The organism is Burkholderia sp. Bp8991, assembly GCF_003853795.1.
In the GTDB taxonomy this organism is placed as follows: domain Bacteria; phylum Pseudomonadota; class Gammaproteobacteria; order Burkholderiales; family Burkholderiaceae; genus Burkholderia.
Genome location: NZ_QTQJ01000022.1, coordinates 73958 through 89194 on the forward strand (window position 1 = coordinate 73958; position 15237 = coordinate 89194).

Genomic DNA, 15237 nt, shown 5'->3' on the forward strand with positions numbered 1-15237 from the left:
ATGGAGCGCGTCCGGGGCCTGCCGGGAGCGACTGGTCATCCCACAGAGGGCCGCAAAAGGGGGCAGTCCGAAAAGACGGCGTGTTGTTGACGCCTCGAGAATTCGAGCGACGGCTCGCGGTTGAGATTGGGAGACGCTACCATCACGCTCCGCATCGTGGGTTGCTCGAAGGAGCGCCGGCCGACACGCGGAAGACGCTCGCGTGTAACCCCGACTCTCGCCTGCTGCCACCGTCGACGGATGCTGAGCTAAGGTTCTTGATTCGATCTTTACTTGTCGCGCGAAGGAAAGTCACTGCCAGCAACGGTTCACCGCCTGGCATTCGGATGTGATGGAGGTGAGCAAGCGCTACGCCATCAAGGCGTCGGTGAGTGGCAATACGTAGTCGGACTTCGGTGCGGTGATTGGTGCAGGGGACGAGTTCTGACGCGCGCCGAGCAGCACAGAATGACGGGAAAGCTGCGGGCATGCTGTGACAACCGGCGCTTTTGACGTGTCTGGCGCGAGGTTGGCGCGCGTACTCCCGCCGCTTCGTTTGGCGTGAAGACAAGTATCGCTGTCGTCACGCACGTTACTCGACCACTTTGAACACGCGGTTCTTCGCGATTAAGCCGGCTTTCGCCTGTTTGCCGTCGTCGTCAGCGGCGGGCCGCAGATGCCGATCGTCGAGCGTCGGCCCCGTATAGCGGCTGCGCGGCCGGATCACCTTGCCGACGCGCAGCTGTTCGATGCAGTGTGCGAGCAGTCCGACGCTGCGCGCGATCGAGAACAGCCCGAACGCCGCATCGCGCGGCAACTGAAGCTGCACCGACAGCATCGCCAGCGCGACATCGATGGTCGGCCGCTGGCCGGTGAGCGTCGTGACCTTGTCGACGAAGTGCGCGAGTTCCGTCGGCGGATCGAGCCGCGCAAGCAGCGCGGCCGCGCGCGGATCGCCGTCGGGGTAAAGATGATGGCCGAAACCGGGAATCGGGATTGCGGACTTCAGGTGATGATCGACGACGCGCTCGGCACCCAATCGTTGCACATCGTCGAACACTGCGCGCACGCGTCCCGACGCGTCGCCGTGCAGCGGTCCCGACAACGTCGCGAGCCCCGTCAGCAGGCAGCCCGCGAGCGACGCGCCGGTCGATGCGGTGATGCGCGCGGCGAATGCCGAACTCGTGATCTCATGATCGGCGACCAGCACCATCGCGCGGCGCAGCAGGTCTGCGCCATGGCTGTCGAGGCCCCAGCCGGCCGCGAGCCGCTGATGGGTGTGAAGCGGGCTTGCGCCGGCGTCGTCGTGCGCGCCGAACGCGCGCGACACGATCGCAACGAGCTGCCCGGCCTCGATGTGCAGCGCGCTGTCGAGCCGGCCGAGCGTCGAATGGCCAAACGCGGCCAGCGTCGCGAGCATCGTGAACGCACATTGCCGGTCACGCTCGCCGGGCGGCAGCACGATCACCGGCGCGTCGAACGACACCGGCGCGGTGGCCTGCCAGAGCAGCGAAGCCGTTTCCTCGAGCGTCGCGGTATCTGCGAGTTCAATGCTGTCGCGGCCGCGATACCATGCGCGACCCTTAGAGAACGTGGTGATGCCGCTGTAAATGCACGGCTCGGCGCCAAAGATCGTGCTGGCCGCGAGCGCCGCTCGCTTGCGGCCGACCTGCTTCTTGCGGCACAGCGCGACCACATCCTCGGCCCGATACAGGCTCTTGCGCGGATCGTCGGGATCCTGCATCACGGCAATGCTGCCGCGGCTGGCGTACGCGTAGACGGTCTGCGCCCGCACGCCGAGCCGCCGCGCCGCTTCCGTCAGGGTGATCCAGTTCTGCATGGGGAGTCGTGATGAGGATGCGGCCGGTTCGCGGCCGCTTGCGCCGACTATAGACCGGGTTCAGTTGAATGTCATCTCGGCCGGGCGCCGTTCGAGCACCTCGACGAGGATGTCGCCGGGCGCGCGCACGAAACAGCCGCGCACGCCGGGGCGGATCCGCGTGACGGGCTGGACGATCTCCGCGCCGTTTTCGACCAGATGCGCGTAAGCCGCATCCAGATCCTCGACCAGCACGCCCAAGTGGTCGATCCCTTGCATGCGCGTGCCGTCCGGCACGATCGCCGGACGCGCGTCCGGCAGCGCCGTGATGAAGAGGTTGATTGCCCCGATCCGCAGGTCGACGCGGCCGGGGCGCCGCACGATTTCGGCGTTCAGGCAGCGCGCGAACCACGCGGCGGTGGCCTCGGCATCAGCCGAGCAGAGTTGCAGGTGATCCCATTTGAATTCGATCATGGTCGTGTGCGGTACGTGCAGTGGAGCGTAAAAGGGGGCGAACCGGGTCAGAGCTCGATACGCGACAGCTTGCCGAGCAGCACCGAGTACGACAGCGTGCCGAGGAGGCAGATCGCACCCATCAGGTTCAGCGCCCAGAAAAAGTTGCCGGTGTGCTGCGCCACGTAGCCGATCATCAGCGGCGTGGTGACAGCTGCGATATTTGCTGCGAGGCTCGTGATGCTGCTGGTGAGCCCGACATAGCGTTTCGGCGCGATCTCGGACACCGCCGCCCACGACATCGAGCCGATTCCCTGTGCGAAGAACGCGACGGTCAGGATCGCGATCACCAGCGTGTTCGACTGCACGAAATTGACGAGCACGATCGATGCGCCGAGGAAGGTGCCGATCACGAGGGGCGCCTTGCGCGACGACGACATTGATACGCCGCGCCGGATGCAGAGATCGGACAAATAGCCCGCGATAAGGATCCCGAGCGTCGCGCCGATGAACGGCATCGCCTGGAAGAAACCGACCTTGATCATCGACATGTGCCGTTCCTCGACAAGGTAGGTCATGAACCAGGTCGTGAAGAACACCAGCAGCGTGTTGTTGCAGAACTTGCCGAGACAGATCGCGAGGATCTGCCGATAGCCCAGCAGTCGCAGCGCCATGCGCCAGTCGAACCGGTCGCGCGCCGTCACTACCGGCTGCCCTTCGGTGATGTACTGCAGCTCGGCCGCGTTGACGCGTGGATGGCGCGACGGATCGCGATAGAGCCGGTACCAGACGACGCTGAACAGAATGCCGAACGCGCCGGTCGCGAAGAACACGGCGCGCCAGCCGAATGCCGACGAGATCCACAGCAATAGCCCGGTGAAGAGCGGCGTGCCGATGTACTGACCCATCACGTACACGCTCGTCGCGAAGCCGCGCTCCTGGACCGGGAACCACATCGTCACCGCGCGCGCGTTCGACGGAAACGCGGGCGCTTCGAGCGCGCCCATCGCTAGCCGAGAGCCGAGCAGCATGTGGTAGCCATGCGCGAGCCCTTGCGTCAGCGTGGCCAGCGACCAACCGACGAGCGATAGCGCATACGCGACGCGCGAGCCGAGCAGGTCGGCGAGAGCGCCAGCCGGCAGCAGCGCGATCGAGTAGGCGAGGCCGAACACGGCGAACAGCTCGCCCATCTGCACGCGGGTAAGCGCGAGATCCTTCGACAACGCCGGCGCGACGATACCGAGCGCCGAGCGATCGACGTAGTTGAGGACGGTGGCCACCAGCAGCATCGACAGCACGCCGTAGCGCACCCGCGATCGCCTGGCGGCGCCTGCGTGCGCGTCGAACTCGCGCATGACCGAAACCTGTTCTTCAGCGGTTTTCAATGTCGTCTCCTGTTTTGTGATGGTTGTGCTGGTGAACCTGTCGTGTGCGCCGGCGCGCGTCCGGTCAGCCGCGTCCGACGAAGGGCATTGCGCTTGCCATGATCGTCATGTTCAGAATGTTCGCTTCGAGCGGCAGGCTCGCCATCTGCACGATCGCGCTCGCGACATGCACGACGTCGACGCGCGGCTCGGGCGCGATGCGGCCGTCAGCCTGCAGCACGCCGCTGTCCATGCGCTCCGTGAGCGAGGTCGCGGCGTTGCCGATATCGATCTGGCCGCAGGCGATGTTGAACGGTCGACCGTCGAGGGCAAGCGAACGCGTGATGCCGAGGACCGCGTGCTTCGTGGCCGTGTACGCGATCGTGTTCGGGCGCGGCGTGTGCGCGGAGATCGAACCGTTGTTGATGATGCGGCCGCCTTGCGGCGTCTGGCGCTTCATCTGGCGCCACGCGGCGCGGGCGCACAGGAACACGCCGGTCAGGTTGGTGGCGACCACGTCGTTCCAGAACTCAAGCGAATAATCGTCGAGCGGCACGGCGCCCGCGTTGCGGCCCGCGTTGTTGAACAGCACGTCGAGGCGGCCGAAGTCATGCGCAATCCGCGTGAAGCTCGCATCGACCGATGCCTCGTCGGAAACGTCGGTCGGAATGACCGCGGCCACGCCGCCTGCCCGCTCGACGATCTCCTGCGTCGCGAGTAGTGGATCAATGCGCCGGCCGAGCAGCGCGACGCTGAAACCGGCTTGCGCGAGCGCTACCGCCGCTGCCTGTCCGATTCCGGTGCCGGCGCCCGTCACTGCCGCGATTCTTTTCTCTGCCTGCATTTTCACGCCCTCGTCTTCAGTCCGTTGAACATGCAAAAAGCATTGCGCGGCGACGATTTCGCAGCAATCTTGATTCTTTCAATCAACATCAACCGCCCCGTCCCGACGGGCTGGCGTCAGGGTTTTCCTGAGCTCGCGACTGCGCCGTTCGCGCGCCGGCACGGCATCGCGTATAGCAGAGGACATGATCGGAATCGGTCGATTATCCGGTCGCTCAATGCCGCGCGGACATGTTGATCGAACCAATCAATATTGACCTGCGCCGACTGCGCTTCGTAGGCTGTGTTCCGTTTTCCGACCCAAGGACGAGACCATGCCTGACAACAATCGCACCCGCCTGTTGGTTGCGCGACGCGTTCCCGCCGCAGTCGCCGCACGCGCAGAATCCGAATTCAACGCGTATGTAACGGACGCCGACATGGACGCGTCGTCCGTCGTCGAGTTCTGCAATCGCTACGAGACGCCGGCGGTGCTGATCGGCAAGAAATCCGGGCTGCAGGCCGAGCACATCGCAGCATTGCCACCGAGCGTGAAGATCATCGCGAACGCGAGCGCCGGGTACGACCACATGGACGTCGCCGCCGCACGCGCACGCGGAATCGCGGTCAGCAACGCCCCCGATGCGCTGACCGACTGCACGGCCGATTTCACGATGCTGCTGGTGCTGGCCGCGTGCCGGCGTGCATCGGAGTACGAGCGTATCGTGCGCGCGGGGTGGGGAAAGTCGTTCGGCATGACCGACATGCTCGGCACGCGCGTGAACGGCAAGACGCTCGGAATCGTCGGTTTCGGGCGGATCGGCCGTGCGGTCGCGCAGCGCGCGCGCGGCTTCGGGATGAAGATCGTCTATACCGACCGACGTCCCGCACCGCCCGAGATCGAGGCCGGCGCGCGCTATTGCGCGGATCTCGACACGCTGCTCCCGCAGTGCGACATCCTCACGCTGCACGTGCCCGGCGGCGGCACGCCGTTGATGACCCGCCGCGAATTCGGCTTACTGCGCGACGGTGCCGTGTTCGTGAATGCGGCACGCGGCAGTCTCGTCGACGAGGATGCGCTGTACGACGCGTTGACCTCGCATCGGCTGTTCGCCGCGGGGCTCGACGTTTACCGGAACGAACCCAACATCGATCCGCGCTTTGCCGCGCTCGACAATGTGTTTCTGTCGCCGCACATGGCGAGCGCGACCGTCGAGACGCGCGACCAGATGGGGTTTACCGCGCTCGACAACGTCGCGGCGGTGCTTGACGGGAAGGGGGCGCCGAACGCGCTGTGATGCCGGCGGGCGCGAGCGCTCGCCCATGCCGGGGTGTCCGATGACGGAACCCCCGGCTTCAACCGCGTCGTTACTTCAACACCCCCTCCGCCACCAGCACCTCATGCGCGGCCTTGAACGCGCTGAGACGATGCGGAATACCCGAATAGGCGGTCGCATGCAGCAGGGTCGTTTTTGTTACGTCCAGGGGGGTGACGACGGACGCCCTAACGTCGAGTTGCGATAGGGCTTCCGCCTTGGTCTCGCGCTGATGCGCCAAACCATGCCGCCGCTCGGGCCTGTCAGGAATTTTGTGTTTAAGGCATAACATGCTCCCAAGGAGAGTTTATGCCTCGCAAACTGAAAGCCCAGCCGGCGGCTCTGCCGGCGATTCCGGCCGAGTTGCTCGAGCAGTTCGGCAACGGTCCGATGACGGCCGAAGCCATCAACGCCGCGACGCTGGCGTGTTGATTTCCACTGAACTTTGACCCACCCCGAGACAGCGTAGTACATCTATTCCGGTGTGGATAACTCCTCACTGCCTGCTGCTTTGCTGCTCTCTTTCTGGTTGCCTTCGCCTTGGCAGGACTGGACTTGAAGCGCCAGGATTCATTGCCTGTTTCGACGATGTGGCAGTGATGGGTGACGCGGTCCCGCAGCGCCGTCGTCATCTTTGCGTCCCCGAACACGGTCACCCACTCACCGAAGCTGAGGTTGGTGGTGATCGCGACACTCGTGTGTTCATACAGCTTCGAGAGCAAGTGGAACAGCAATGCGCCACCGGTTTGGCTGAACGGCAGGTAGCCCAGTTCGTCGAGGATCACCAGGTCGACGTACATTAGCTTATGGGCGATCTCGCCTTGTTTGCCGATGGACTTCTCCTGCTCCAGTAACTTTGGACTAGTCGTGACTAAGCTCTACGCGCTTGATCTCTTTAACGATGACGAGATAACAGAACACTGTAATCAGCGCATTGGCACCTACAAAAGCCAGGGCGCCGTTAAACGAGCCACCAGACTGTGCGACGAGATACCCGATCACAATGGGGGTGACGATACCGGCAACGTTGCCAAACATGTTGAAGATCGATCCAGACAGGCCAATCGCTTCCTTGGGTGAGGTGTCTGCGACCACAGCCCATCCAAGTGCACCCAGACCCTTCCCGAAGAAGGCAAGCGACATAAGGGCAACGACGACCCAATCGGTATTGACGTAGTTGCATCCGACGATGCAGCACGACAGCAGCATGCCGCCAACGATCGGCGTCTTTCGTGCGACGGTGAGCGAGCGACCATGTCGTATAAGTGTGTCCGACAACACGCCACCGAGAACGCCGCCACCGAACCCGCAGATGGCCGGCAGGGAAGCGATGAGCCCTGCCTGGAGGATAGTCATGTGCCGGGCCTGAACGAGGTAGATCGGAAACCACGTCAGGAAGAAATAGGTAAGCACGTTAATGCAGAATTGTGCGAGATACACGCCGAGCAGCATGCGATTGCCCAGCAGTTGCCGCACAACGCCCCAGCCACCGCGATGACTGCGCGAACCGGCGTCGGCTAGTTTTCGGCCGTGAATGAGGCCACCGCCCTGGTCAATATACTCGAGCTCCGGTTTATTGACGCCCGGATGGTTCACCGGGTTTTTCATGACCTTGAGCCACGTTATTGCCAGCAGCAGTCCGGCAAAGCCCATGACGACGTAGACGTAATGCCAGCCGAAGGCGTGGGTAATCCACGCCATCAGCGGAGTAAACACGACAGCTGCGAAATATTGCGCCGAATTGAAGATAGCGGAGGCAGTACCGCGTTCCTTTGTAGGAAACCAGCTCGCTACGACCTTGGCATTTGCAGGGAACGCCGGCGCCTCAGCGGCCCCCATGACAAAGCGCAACATGAATAGCGTGGTTACCGCTGCTGCGGCGCTCCCTGCCAGGCCGATCGAGCTTTGAAGCAATGTAAAGAGAGACCAGAGGAAGATGCTCGCGGCATACACTCGGCGTGCTCCGAAGCGATCGAGCAGCCAGCCGGCTGGAATCTGACAGAGAACATAGGCCCAGCTAAATGCGGAAAAGATGTATCCCATCTTGACCGCATCGAAGCCGAACTCTCCCCGCATTGCAGATCCGGTGACCGACAAGGTCGCGCGATCTGCGTAGTTCAATGTCGTGATGACAAAAATAAGGGCCAGAATGACGTAGCGGACCTTCGTACGCTTGAGTGCGTCCGCGGGATTTGCCGTGCGGCTCATTTCCATGACGATCTTCCTCTGTTTAAAGCGAGCGGGGTGCCTGTGTCGCTGTTGGGCATAACTGCGCGGCTAGCCCCGCCTGTCTCCTCGTGGCGTGCTTACTGCGCGCCGAGCTTTTTGATCAAAGCGTCGAGCTGGCTCAGTTCTTCGTCGTTGAGGTCCGTGAGCGGAGCGCGAACCGGGCCGGCATCGTGGCCAACGAGCTTTGCGCCCGCCTTGACGATGCTGACTGCGTAACCCGCACGGCGATTACGGATTGCGAGGTAAGGAAGGAAGAAGTCGTCAATCAGCTTTCCAATCGTTGCGTGATCGTCCGATGCGATTGCACGATAGAAGTCCATGGCGGTCTTCGGAATAAAGTTGAAGACGGCGGACGAGTAGACCGGAACGCCGAGGGCCTTATACGCGGCTGCATAAACTTCAGCCGTCGGCAGGCCGCCGAGATAGGAAAACCGCTCACCCAGGCGGCGACGGATCGTCACCATGTTTTCGATGTCGCCGACACCGTCCTTAAACCCGATCAGATTCGGACAGCGATCGGCGAGGCGCTCGAGCATGTCAGCGTTCAGCTTCGAATTGGCCCGGTTATAGATGATCACGCCCAGATTGGGCACTGCCTTGCACACTTCCTCAGCATGCGCTGCGATCCCGTCGAGCGAGGCCTCCGTCAGGTAATGCGGCATCAGGAGGATGCCCTGCGCGCCATTGCGCTCCGCTTCTTTCGCGTACTCGATGGCAACGCGCGTCGGACCACCCGCCCCTGCGAGGATTGGCACCTTGCCCTTGCAGACTTCGGTCGCCGTACGGACGACGGCTGTGTAGTCATCGCGCGTAAGTGAGAAGAATTCGCCCGTGCCGCCCGCTACGAACAGTGCCGTTGCGCCGTAAGGCGCGAGCCAGTCGAGGCGGCTTGCGTACGTATCGGCGCGGAAATTGCCCTGTTGGTCAAAGTCCGTGACCGGGAAGGAGAGGAGGCCGTCGGAGACGATTTGCTTGAGTTCTTGCGGAGTGGTCATGATGGGGCGTTCCAAGAAATTCGGTTCGGTTTCGGTTACTTCTTATATGTTATCGTACAACTAGGCTTTCGGCTGAGCAACGGGAGATGGCGGTTTTCAGAGATTTCCCAGGGTAAATAGGTATCCAAAAAGAGGTTGTACGTTGTATGATGACGTAAAACTAAGCAGGGTCATTGGGCGAACCTCGCCGCTCAGAGGAAGATGCAAATGGAACAGACACCGCTTTATATTCGCGTGCACCCCAATGACAACGTCGCGATCGTTGTCAATGACGGGGGACTGGGGGAGGGAGCGACTTTCCCAGATGGTCTGGCACTTCGCGAACGGGTGCCGCAAGGCCACAAGGTCGCGCTGAAGGATTTCGCTGAGGGCGATGAGGTCGTCCGGTACAACGTTGTAATCGGGTATGCGAGCCAGGCGCTGCCCAAGGGAAGCTGGGTGAACGAGCACGTCATTCGGATTCCAACCCCTCCCGGCCTCGACGATCTTCCGATCGCGACCATCAAGGCGCCGGTTATGCCGCCTCTGGAGGGTTACACGTTCGAGGGCTACCGCAATAGCGACGGTTCGGTCGGTACACGCAACATTCTTGCGATTACTACGACTGTTCAGTGTGTTGCAGACGTCGTTCAGCATGCCGTGACCCGGATCAAGAGCGAGCTGTTGCCGAAATATCCGAACGTCGATGACGTGGTCAGCCTCGGGCACACATATGGATGCGGGGTTGCGATTGACGCTCCCGATGCAATGGTGCCGATCCGTACAGTACGCAACATCGCGCTCAATCCGAACTTCGGCGGAGAAGTCATGATGGTGAGCCTTGGTTGCGAGAAACTGCAGCCCGAGCGTCTGATGCCTCCCGGGACGATTCCTATTGCGACTGTTACGGAAGCGGATGACGTCGCGGACGTCGGTGACCTGCCTTCGGACGTGAATGGTGACGTCGTGGTGCTGCAGGACGACGCCCATGTCGGTTTTGACTCAATGATCGAATCGATCATTCGGATGGCTGAAGGTCACCTGATCCGGCTGAATAGCCGGCGCCGGGAAACCTGTCCGGCTTCAGACCTGGTATTGGGCGTTCAGTGCGGTGGCAGCGATGCCTTTTCTGGCCTGACCGCAAACCCGGCAGTTGGTTTCGCCACCGATCTTCTCGTGCGCGCGGGTGCCACGGTCATGTTCTCGGAGGTGACCGAGGTGCGCGATGGTGTCGGTCAGCTCACAGGGCGCGCCGCTAATCCCGAAGTTGCCGCTGCGATCATTCGGGAGATGGACTGGTACGACAACTATCTGAAGCGCGGCGGAGCGGATCGTAGCGCCAACACGACGCCGGGGAACAAGAAGGGCGGGCTGTCGAACATTGTCGAAAAGGCGATGGGCTCGATCATCAAGTCCGGCAATTCGCAGATATCTGGCGTACTCGCGCCGGGCGAAAAGGTCAGGCAAAAAGGGCTGATCTACGCTGCGACACCCGCGAGCGATTTTATTTGCGGCACGTTGCAGGTGGCAGCCGGGATCAATCTGCACGTTTTCACAACAGGCCGGGGTACGCCGTATAGCCTCGCCGAGGTTCCCGTCGTCAAGGTCGCAACCCGTTCGGACCTGGCACGTCGCTGGCACGACCTGATGGACGTGAACGCAGGCACGATCGCGACCGGTACTGCAACGATCGAAGATGTGGGCTGGGAGTTGTTCAAGCTGCTGCTCGACGTCGCGAGCGGACGCAAACAGACGTGCGCTGAAAAACTGAAGCTCCATAACGCTCTGGTTCTCTTCAATCCTGCGCCGGTGACCTGATCGCCGCTCGCTGCGCTGTTGTTGGACATCGCCGGCAACGTACCGGCCGATAAAAACCAATGAGATATGGACAGGCGACTCGCGCCTGGACCGGCTAGCCTTTCGTAGACATCTTCGAGCCATAATTTATGGCAACCGAGGAGGTCGATATGAGCGGCAAGCGGTACACGGATGAGTTCAAGATCGAAGCAGTCGAGCAAGTCACCCTGCCCCTGCCTCGTTGCCACGTACAGCATGTCATGCAGCAGCGCGTAGGGTTGCGTCAGCGTCTGGCCTCAGGGCTCGTCGTCCAACTTTTGGTCGCGTTCAGTCATTGCAGGCATGGCCGATTGACTGGTGGCGCGCGGCAACAGGCGACCGGAGAATCGTTGGAAGGCTGCCTGCTGAACGTCGTCCGGGGGCCGGCCCGGCCCCCGGGTACTTCCGCGTGAGATCCACGTGCGCGGTTCCGTGAGGATCAGCGTAGGTCGGTGATCGTGGTGTTGTAGAGTTGCCCCGCGATCAACACGTTCTGCAGGCTAATGCCGTTCACGTTCCACGCATAGATCGGACCCGGCGTGGTGGTGCTGGCCGGCCCCGTTGCGGTGGGCGAGCCGAAGTCGCAGTTCGAGATGGTTACACCGGTGATGGCGGGAATCGTCGGGGTCGGCGCCGGACCGTTGTAGTCGAACGCCACCGGGCCTTGCGCGACGATCGCCTGGAAACACGAGCCGGTCGCGCTGCCGAGCGTGACGTTGGTGGCATTCACGTTAGTGATGTTGACGTTCTGCACGAGCGCCGGGCGCGTCCGGATCGCATCGCCGGCGGGTTGGTAATCGCAATCGAATGTGATCAGGCCGCCCTGCGATGCCGACGGATTGCCCGACGCCAAGGTTGCCACGCCGAGCGGCACGGTGCTGTTGATCGGGCTGCCGGCCAGCATCTTGCTGCCGTAGCCGCCGCCCGTCAGGCTCACGCCGTTCGGCAGTGTCACGCCGTTCACATAGAAGTTGCGCACGAAACCGCCGCGATTCATGTTGGTCTTGATGCGGATAGCAATGTTCAGCGAATTGGTCGCCCAGTGCTGGTTCAGCATCGTCAGGTTGCGCGCGTAAACGTTCTCGATGCCGCCGCCCATCTCGCTGCCGAGTGTGATGCCGCCGTGGCCGCTATTCATGGTGCAGTTCTGCACCACGTGGTTCCGTGCCGCGCCGTATTGCGTATCGAGATCCTTGCCCGACTTGATCGCGATGCAATCGTCACCAGTGTTGAAGATCATACCGTCGCACAGCACGTTAGTGCAGGCATCGGGATCGAAGCCGTCGTTGTTCGGGCCGATGCTGTCGGCCATCACGCCGCGAATCACCACGTTTGTGCAGTCGGTCGGATGGTGCTGCCAGAATGGCGTGTTTTGGGTGTGATAGTTCTCCATTAGGACGTCGGTGCACCCGATGAATTCCACCATGCAGGGCCGCAGGTAATGGCCCAGCCCGAAGATGCGCTGCGCTACCGGCACACCGGCCTCGGACAGCGCGGGCAGGTAGTTCTGATCCTGCTGCCACGGCGTGGCCGGATTGGTCAGCAGCGTATACAAAGCGTCCGGAATACCGGGCGCGGCCGTTTTCAGGTCGACGTTGTTCGGGTTCGTATAGGCCTGCGACGGCGTGGAGGAGCCAGCGCAACCGTAGACACCCGTGTTGCCTTTGTAGGTCCACCAGCAGGTGGCAGTGTTGCCCGAGCCGGCGAACGGCGTCATCGCCTGCCCGTTTAGGATCGAGGTGGTGCCTTCGCCGGTAAGCGCGATATGGCTGGCGTTGCGTGCGTACACTGGCGCGCCGAAGTTCAAGCAGTCGTTGGCCTGCCAGCGGCTGTAGAACAGCTTGCCGTTTGCGCCGCAGTCGACGGGGCCGTCCTTGGCGTAGTCGGCCGGGTTTGGGCTGAAGAAGATCGTGCAGTTCGCGCTCAGGTGAAAGTTGACGTTGCTCTGCAGCACGATCGGCCCCGCGCAGTACCAAGCGCCGGCCGGCACTACCACGCGTCCGCCGCCCGCTGCCGAGCAGGCTGCGATCGCAGCCAGGAAGGCTGGACGCGAATCCACCGCTCCAGCGCCTGGGGTGGCGCCGGCGCCGGGGCTGAGCGGCGATTTGGCGGCGTCTGTATACGGGCTGGTTTGCGCAACGACCGAACACGGCTGGGCGCCGTAGGCCTCAACCTGGAAATCTAGGGCAGGGAACGACGACTGCGCGATGCCATTCAGCGAGGCGATGATGTTGGTCGCCAGGCCACTCGGCCCCCAGATCGGATCCTCCGCAGGCACGCTGGCGGGGGGCGGGGTGTTGTCGGTACCACCGCAAGCGCCGAGCAGGGCGCTGCCCATCAGGGCACCGCTGTAGCCGAGGAAATGGCGTCGAGTGATCCTGGGTATGGAGGGATGCCGAACGGTGCCGTCGGGTTGTGGATCGAAGTCGTTGTCGGTCACTGCTGTCTCCGTCTTTTTCTTGTGATCTTGTCGATGAGGCGATACCGTCGCCAGGGCCATTGTCATACGATGACACGATGATATTATCGATGAATGCACCAACGCTCCCGTCCGTGTCTACCCTAAGAACAAGCCGTCAGATTGCGCGTTATTATTGCCCCCCCCATGCGGCATATGAGGTTCACTGGGGTTTAGGCGGATTTCGGTCAACCTCAAAAGGGGGAGAGGTTTCCTGTGGCACAGCTCGAAAATCGTGTATAAGAAGTACGATGTCACATATCAAAATTCGCGACCCATACGCGGGTCACCACGTAACGCACCCCGCAATCCACCCAACAATGCCAGAACGTGCGTGGCTGATGCCCGGGACGTCCCACGTGCCGTCACCGCGGCTGATGACCAAGCAGAGACAGGAACCAAGATGCGCAACATGACGGTGCGAGCCAGCCTGCTCGCGGCACTGACGATGTTTGGGGTGGTGATCGTGATTGGCGGCATCGCCGGCATCGTGTCGCTGCGAATGGCCGATGCGAACGCGCAGCGCCTGCATGAGATTTCGCGCCAAACCATCCTCGTCAACGACGCATACAAGGACAGCACCCGCACGCGTTCGGCGCTGGTGCGCGCCTATAGCGCGCTGAAAGAGCGCAACGACACGGCGGCGCGCGATTCGGCCTTGCAGAGCGCGAATCGCACCTTCGAACGCTCCGCGAGCGAAACCAGCGCATATCGCGACGCAAGTGCATTCGACGGCATGGATTCGGAGCTCAAACGACAACTCGTGGCGTCGTCGGACCGGCTTGCGGCCCTGCTCGCGCGCGCGGCCGACGCGCTGCGCAATAACGACACTGCCGGCTACGTGACCATCAACGACCGCGATGTCACCCGCGCGGGCATGGTGTACTCGGAAAACGTCGAGAAGCTGCAGACACTCGCGAACACCCTGACCGAACAGGCGCTCAACGACGGCAACGCGCGCTACCGGTGGATCCTGGGCTTCGTGGTGGTGGGCGTCGGGCTGGCGCTTGCGCTGATGGTCGTCACGCACGTCGCGCTCACGCGCATCGTGACGCGCCCGCTCGGCGAAGCGGTGGCGGTGCTCGACCGCGTCGCGTCGAACGATCTGACCGTGCGCGTGCCCGAGGCGGGCCGCAACGAATTCGGCCTGCTTTTTGCGGCCATGCGGCGGATGCGCGACGGACTCTCGCGCACCGTGAGCGGCGTGCGAGACAGCTGCGACGCGATCCACACGGCTGCACGCGAGATCGCCGCCGGCAATCTCGACCTGTCGAGCCGCACGGAGCAGCAATCGGCGTCGCTCGAGGAAACCGCCGCGAGCATGGAGGAACTGACCTCGACGGTCAGGCAGAACGCGGCGAACGCCACCGAGGCGAGCACGCTCGCGAGCGGCACGGCGGACCTCGCGCGCCGGGGCGGTGACGTGGTCGGCCGCGTGGTCCGGACAATGCAGGATATCAGTGCAAGCGCGCTCAAGATCGCCGAGATAACGAACATGATCGACAGCATCGCGTTCCAGACCAACATTCTCGCGCTGAATGCGGCCGTCGAATCGGCGCGCGCGGGCGAACAGGGGCGTGGCTTCGCGGTCGTCGCGGGCGAGGTGCGAACGCTCGCGCAGCGCAGCACCAGCGCGGCGCGCGAGATCAAGGAACTGATCGGCGCCTCGATGAACGAGGTGCGAAACGGCAACGCGTTCGCGGCCGAAGCGGGCGCGGCGATGGAGGAGATCGTGGGCGCCGTGCGCAACGTGGCGACCATCTTGGTGGAAATGTCGTCGGCGACGAGCGAGCAGAGCGCCGGCATACAGCAGGTGGGCGTCGCCGTGAGCCAGATGGATCAAGTCACGCAGCAGAATGCGGCGCTCGTCGAGCAGGCCGCCGCCGCCGCGGATGCGCTGGAGCATCAGGCGCAATCGATGAAGGACGCCGTGGCGGTATTCCGTCTCGGCGAAGCTTGACGGCTTTCACCAACAATAGAAAAAAGG

At 62.7% G+C, this 15237-nt stretch carries 11 protein-coding genes and 2 pseudogenes; 4 read left to right on the forward strand and 9 right to left on the reverse strand.

Annotated features, from left to right (window positions below; translation table 11 throughout):
• Positions 1 to 571: 571 nt before the first annotated feature.
• The 4 genes from DIE02_RS23775 to DIE02_RS23790 all read right to left on the reverse strand — a co-directional run bounded on the left by DIE02_RS23775 (position 572) and on the right by DIE02_RS23790 (position 4459).
• Positions 572 to 1819, reverse strand: coding sequence for a citrate/2-methylcitrate synthase (locus DIE02_RS23775; RefSeq protein ID WP_124523897.1), 1248 nt, complete (start codon positions 1817 to 1819; stop codon positions 572 to 574).
• A 60-nt stretch (positions 1820 to 1879) separates the two neighbouring features.
• Positions 1880 to 2272, reverse strand: coding sequence for a VOC family protein (locus DIE02_RS23780; RefSeq protein WP_124523898.1), 393 nt, complete (start codon positions 2270 to 2272; stop codon positions 1880 to 1882).
• Between the two features lie 47 nt (positions 2273 to 2319).
• A complete protein-coding gene (locus tag DIE02_RS23785) occupies positions 2320 to 3606 on the reverse strand; it encodes an MFS transporter (protein WP_062911590.1) in 1287 nt (428 codons plus the stop codon).
• A gap of 94 nt (positions 3607 to 3700) precedes the next feature.
• Positions 3701 to 4459 (reverse strand): SDR family oxidoreductase, encoded by a 759-nt coding sequence (locus DIE02_RS23790; protein WP_059542991.1) that lies wholly within the window; start codon positions 4457 to 4459, stop codon positions 3701 to 3703.
• 313 nt (positions 4460 to 4772) lie between these two features.
• Between DIE02_RS23790 and DIE02_RS23795 the strand changes: the two genes are divergently transcribed.
• Positions 4773 to 5735, forward strand: a complete 963-nt coding sequence (locus tag DIE02_RS23795; protein ID WP_059541777.1) for a D-glycerate dehydrogenase — start codon at positions 4773 to 4775, stop codon at positions 5733 to 5735.
• A 70-nt stretch (positions 5736 to 5805) separates the two neighbouring features.
• Here the strand turns inward: DIE02_RS23795 and DIE02_RS36360 are convergent.
• From DIE02_RS36360 to kdgD, 4 genes and pseudogenes are all read right to left on the reverse strand, one after another.
• Positions 5806 to 5910 (reverse strand): annotated as a pseudogene (locus tag DIE02_RS36360) (gamma carboxymuconolactone decarboxylase); the annotation flags it as partial.
• Between the two features lie 317 nt (positions 5911 to 6227).
• A pseudogene (locus tag DIE02_RS23805) lies at positions 6228 to 6604 on the reverse strand (ATP-binding protein); the annotation flags it as partial.
• A 10-nt stretch (positions 6605 to 6614) separates the two neighbouring features.
• Entirely contained in the window at positions 6615 to 7967 is a 1353-nt protein-coding gene (locus DIE02_RS23810) for an MFS transporter (RefSeq protein ID WP_059541780.1), read from the reverse strand.
• 92 nt (positions 7968 to 8059) lie between these two features.
• Positions 8060 to 8977, reverse strand: a complete 918-nt coding sequence (gene kdgD / locus DIE02_RS23815) for a 5-dehydro-4-deoxyglucarate dehydratase (RefSeq protein ID WP_027791957.1) — start codon at positions 8975 to 8977, stop codon at positions 8060 to 8062.
• A gap of 207 nt (positions 8978 to 9184) precedes the next feature.
• Between kdgD and garD the strand changes: the two genes are divergently transcribed.
• Positions 9185 to 10774: a galactarate dehydratase gene (gene garD, locus DIE02_RS23820; protein ID WP_124523900.1), complete on the forward strand. Its 1590-nt coding sequence runs from the start codon at positions 9185 to 9187 to the stop codon at positions 10772 to 10774.
• Between the two features lie 128 nt (positions 10775 to 10902).
• Positions 10903 to 11205: a hypothetical protein gene (locus DIE02_RS23825; RefSeq protein WP_104767689.1), complete on the forward strand. Its 303-nt coding sequence runs from the start codon at positions 10903 to 10905 to the stop codon at positions 11203 to 11205.
• Between the two features lie 26 nt (positions 11206 to 11231).
• Here the strand turns inward: DIE02_RS23825 and DIE02_RS23830 are convergent, their stop codons facing one another.
• Positions 11232 to 13130, reverse strand: coding sequence for a glycoside hydrolase family 28 protein (locus tag DIE02_RS23830; protein WP_230941574.1), 1899 nt, complete (start codon positions 13128 to 13130; stop codon positions 11232 to 11234).
• A 523-nt stretch (positions 13131 to 13653) separates the two neighbouring features.
• On the opposite strand from DIE02_RS23830, the gene DIE02_RS23835 reads away from it, so the two are divergent.
• Entirely contained in the window at positions 13654 to 15210 is a 1557-nt protein-coding gene (locus DIE02_RS23835; RefSeq protein ID WP_124523153.1) for a methyl-accepting chemotaxis protein, read from the forward strand.
• Positions 15211 to 15237: the final 27 nt, after the last annotated feature.

What these genes read in the sequence shown, in the direction of transcription:
- DIE02_RS23775 (WP_124523897.1), bottom strand. Translation starts at nt 1,819, where the DNA reads ATGCAGAACTGGATCACCCTGACGGAAGCGGCGCGGCGGCTCGGCGTG.
- DIE02_RS23780 (WP_124523898.1), bottom strand. Translation starts at nt 2,272, where the DNA reads ATGATCGAATTCAAATGGGATCACCTGCAACTCTGCTCGGCTGATGCC.
- DIE02_RS23785 (WP_062911590.1), bottom strand. Translation starts at nt 3,606, where the DNA reads ATGCGCGAGTTCGACGCGCACGCAGGCGCCGCCAGGCGATCGCGGGTG.
- DIE02_RS23790 (WP_059542991.1), bottom strand. Translation starts at nt 4,459, where the DNA reads ATGCAGGCAGAGAAAAGAATCGCGGCAGTGACGGGCGCCGGCACCGGA.
- DIE02_RS23795 (WP_059541777.1), top strand. Translation starts at nt 4,773, where the DNA reads ATGCCTGACAACAATCGCACCCGCCTGTTGGTTGCGCGACGCGTTCCC.
- DIE02_RS23810 (WP_059541780.1), bottom strand. Translation starts at nt 7,967, where the DNA reads ATGGAAATGAGCCGCACGGCAAATCCCGCGGACGCACTCAAGCGTACG.
- kdgD (WP_027791957.1), bottom strand. Translation starts at nt 8,977, where the DNA reads ATGACCACTCCGCAAGAACTCAAGCAAATCGTCTCCGACGGCCTCCTC.
- garD (WP_124523900.1), top strand. Translation starts at nt 9,185, where the DNA reads ATGGAACAGACACCGCTTTATATTCGCGTGCACCCCAATGACAACGTC.
- DIE02_RS23825 (WP_104767689.1), top strand. Translation starts at nt 10,903, where the DNA reads ATGGCAACCGAGGAGGTCGATATGAGCGGCAAGCGGTACACGGATGAG.
- DIE02_RS23830 (WP_230941574.1), bottom strand. Translation starts at nt 13,130, where the DNA reads ATGGGCAGCGCCCTGCTCGGCGCTTGCGGTGGTACCGACAACACCCCG.
- DIE02_RS23835 (WP_124523153.1), top strand. Translation starts at nt 13,654, where the DNA reads ATGCGCAACATGACGGTGCGAGCCAGCCTGCTCGCGGCACTGACGATG.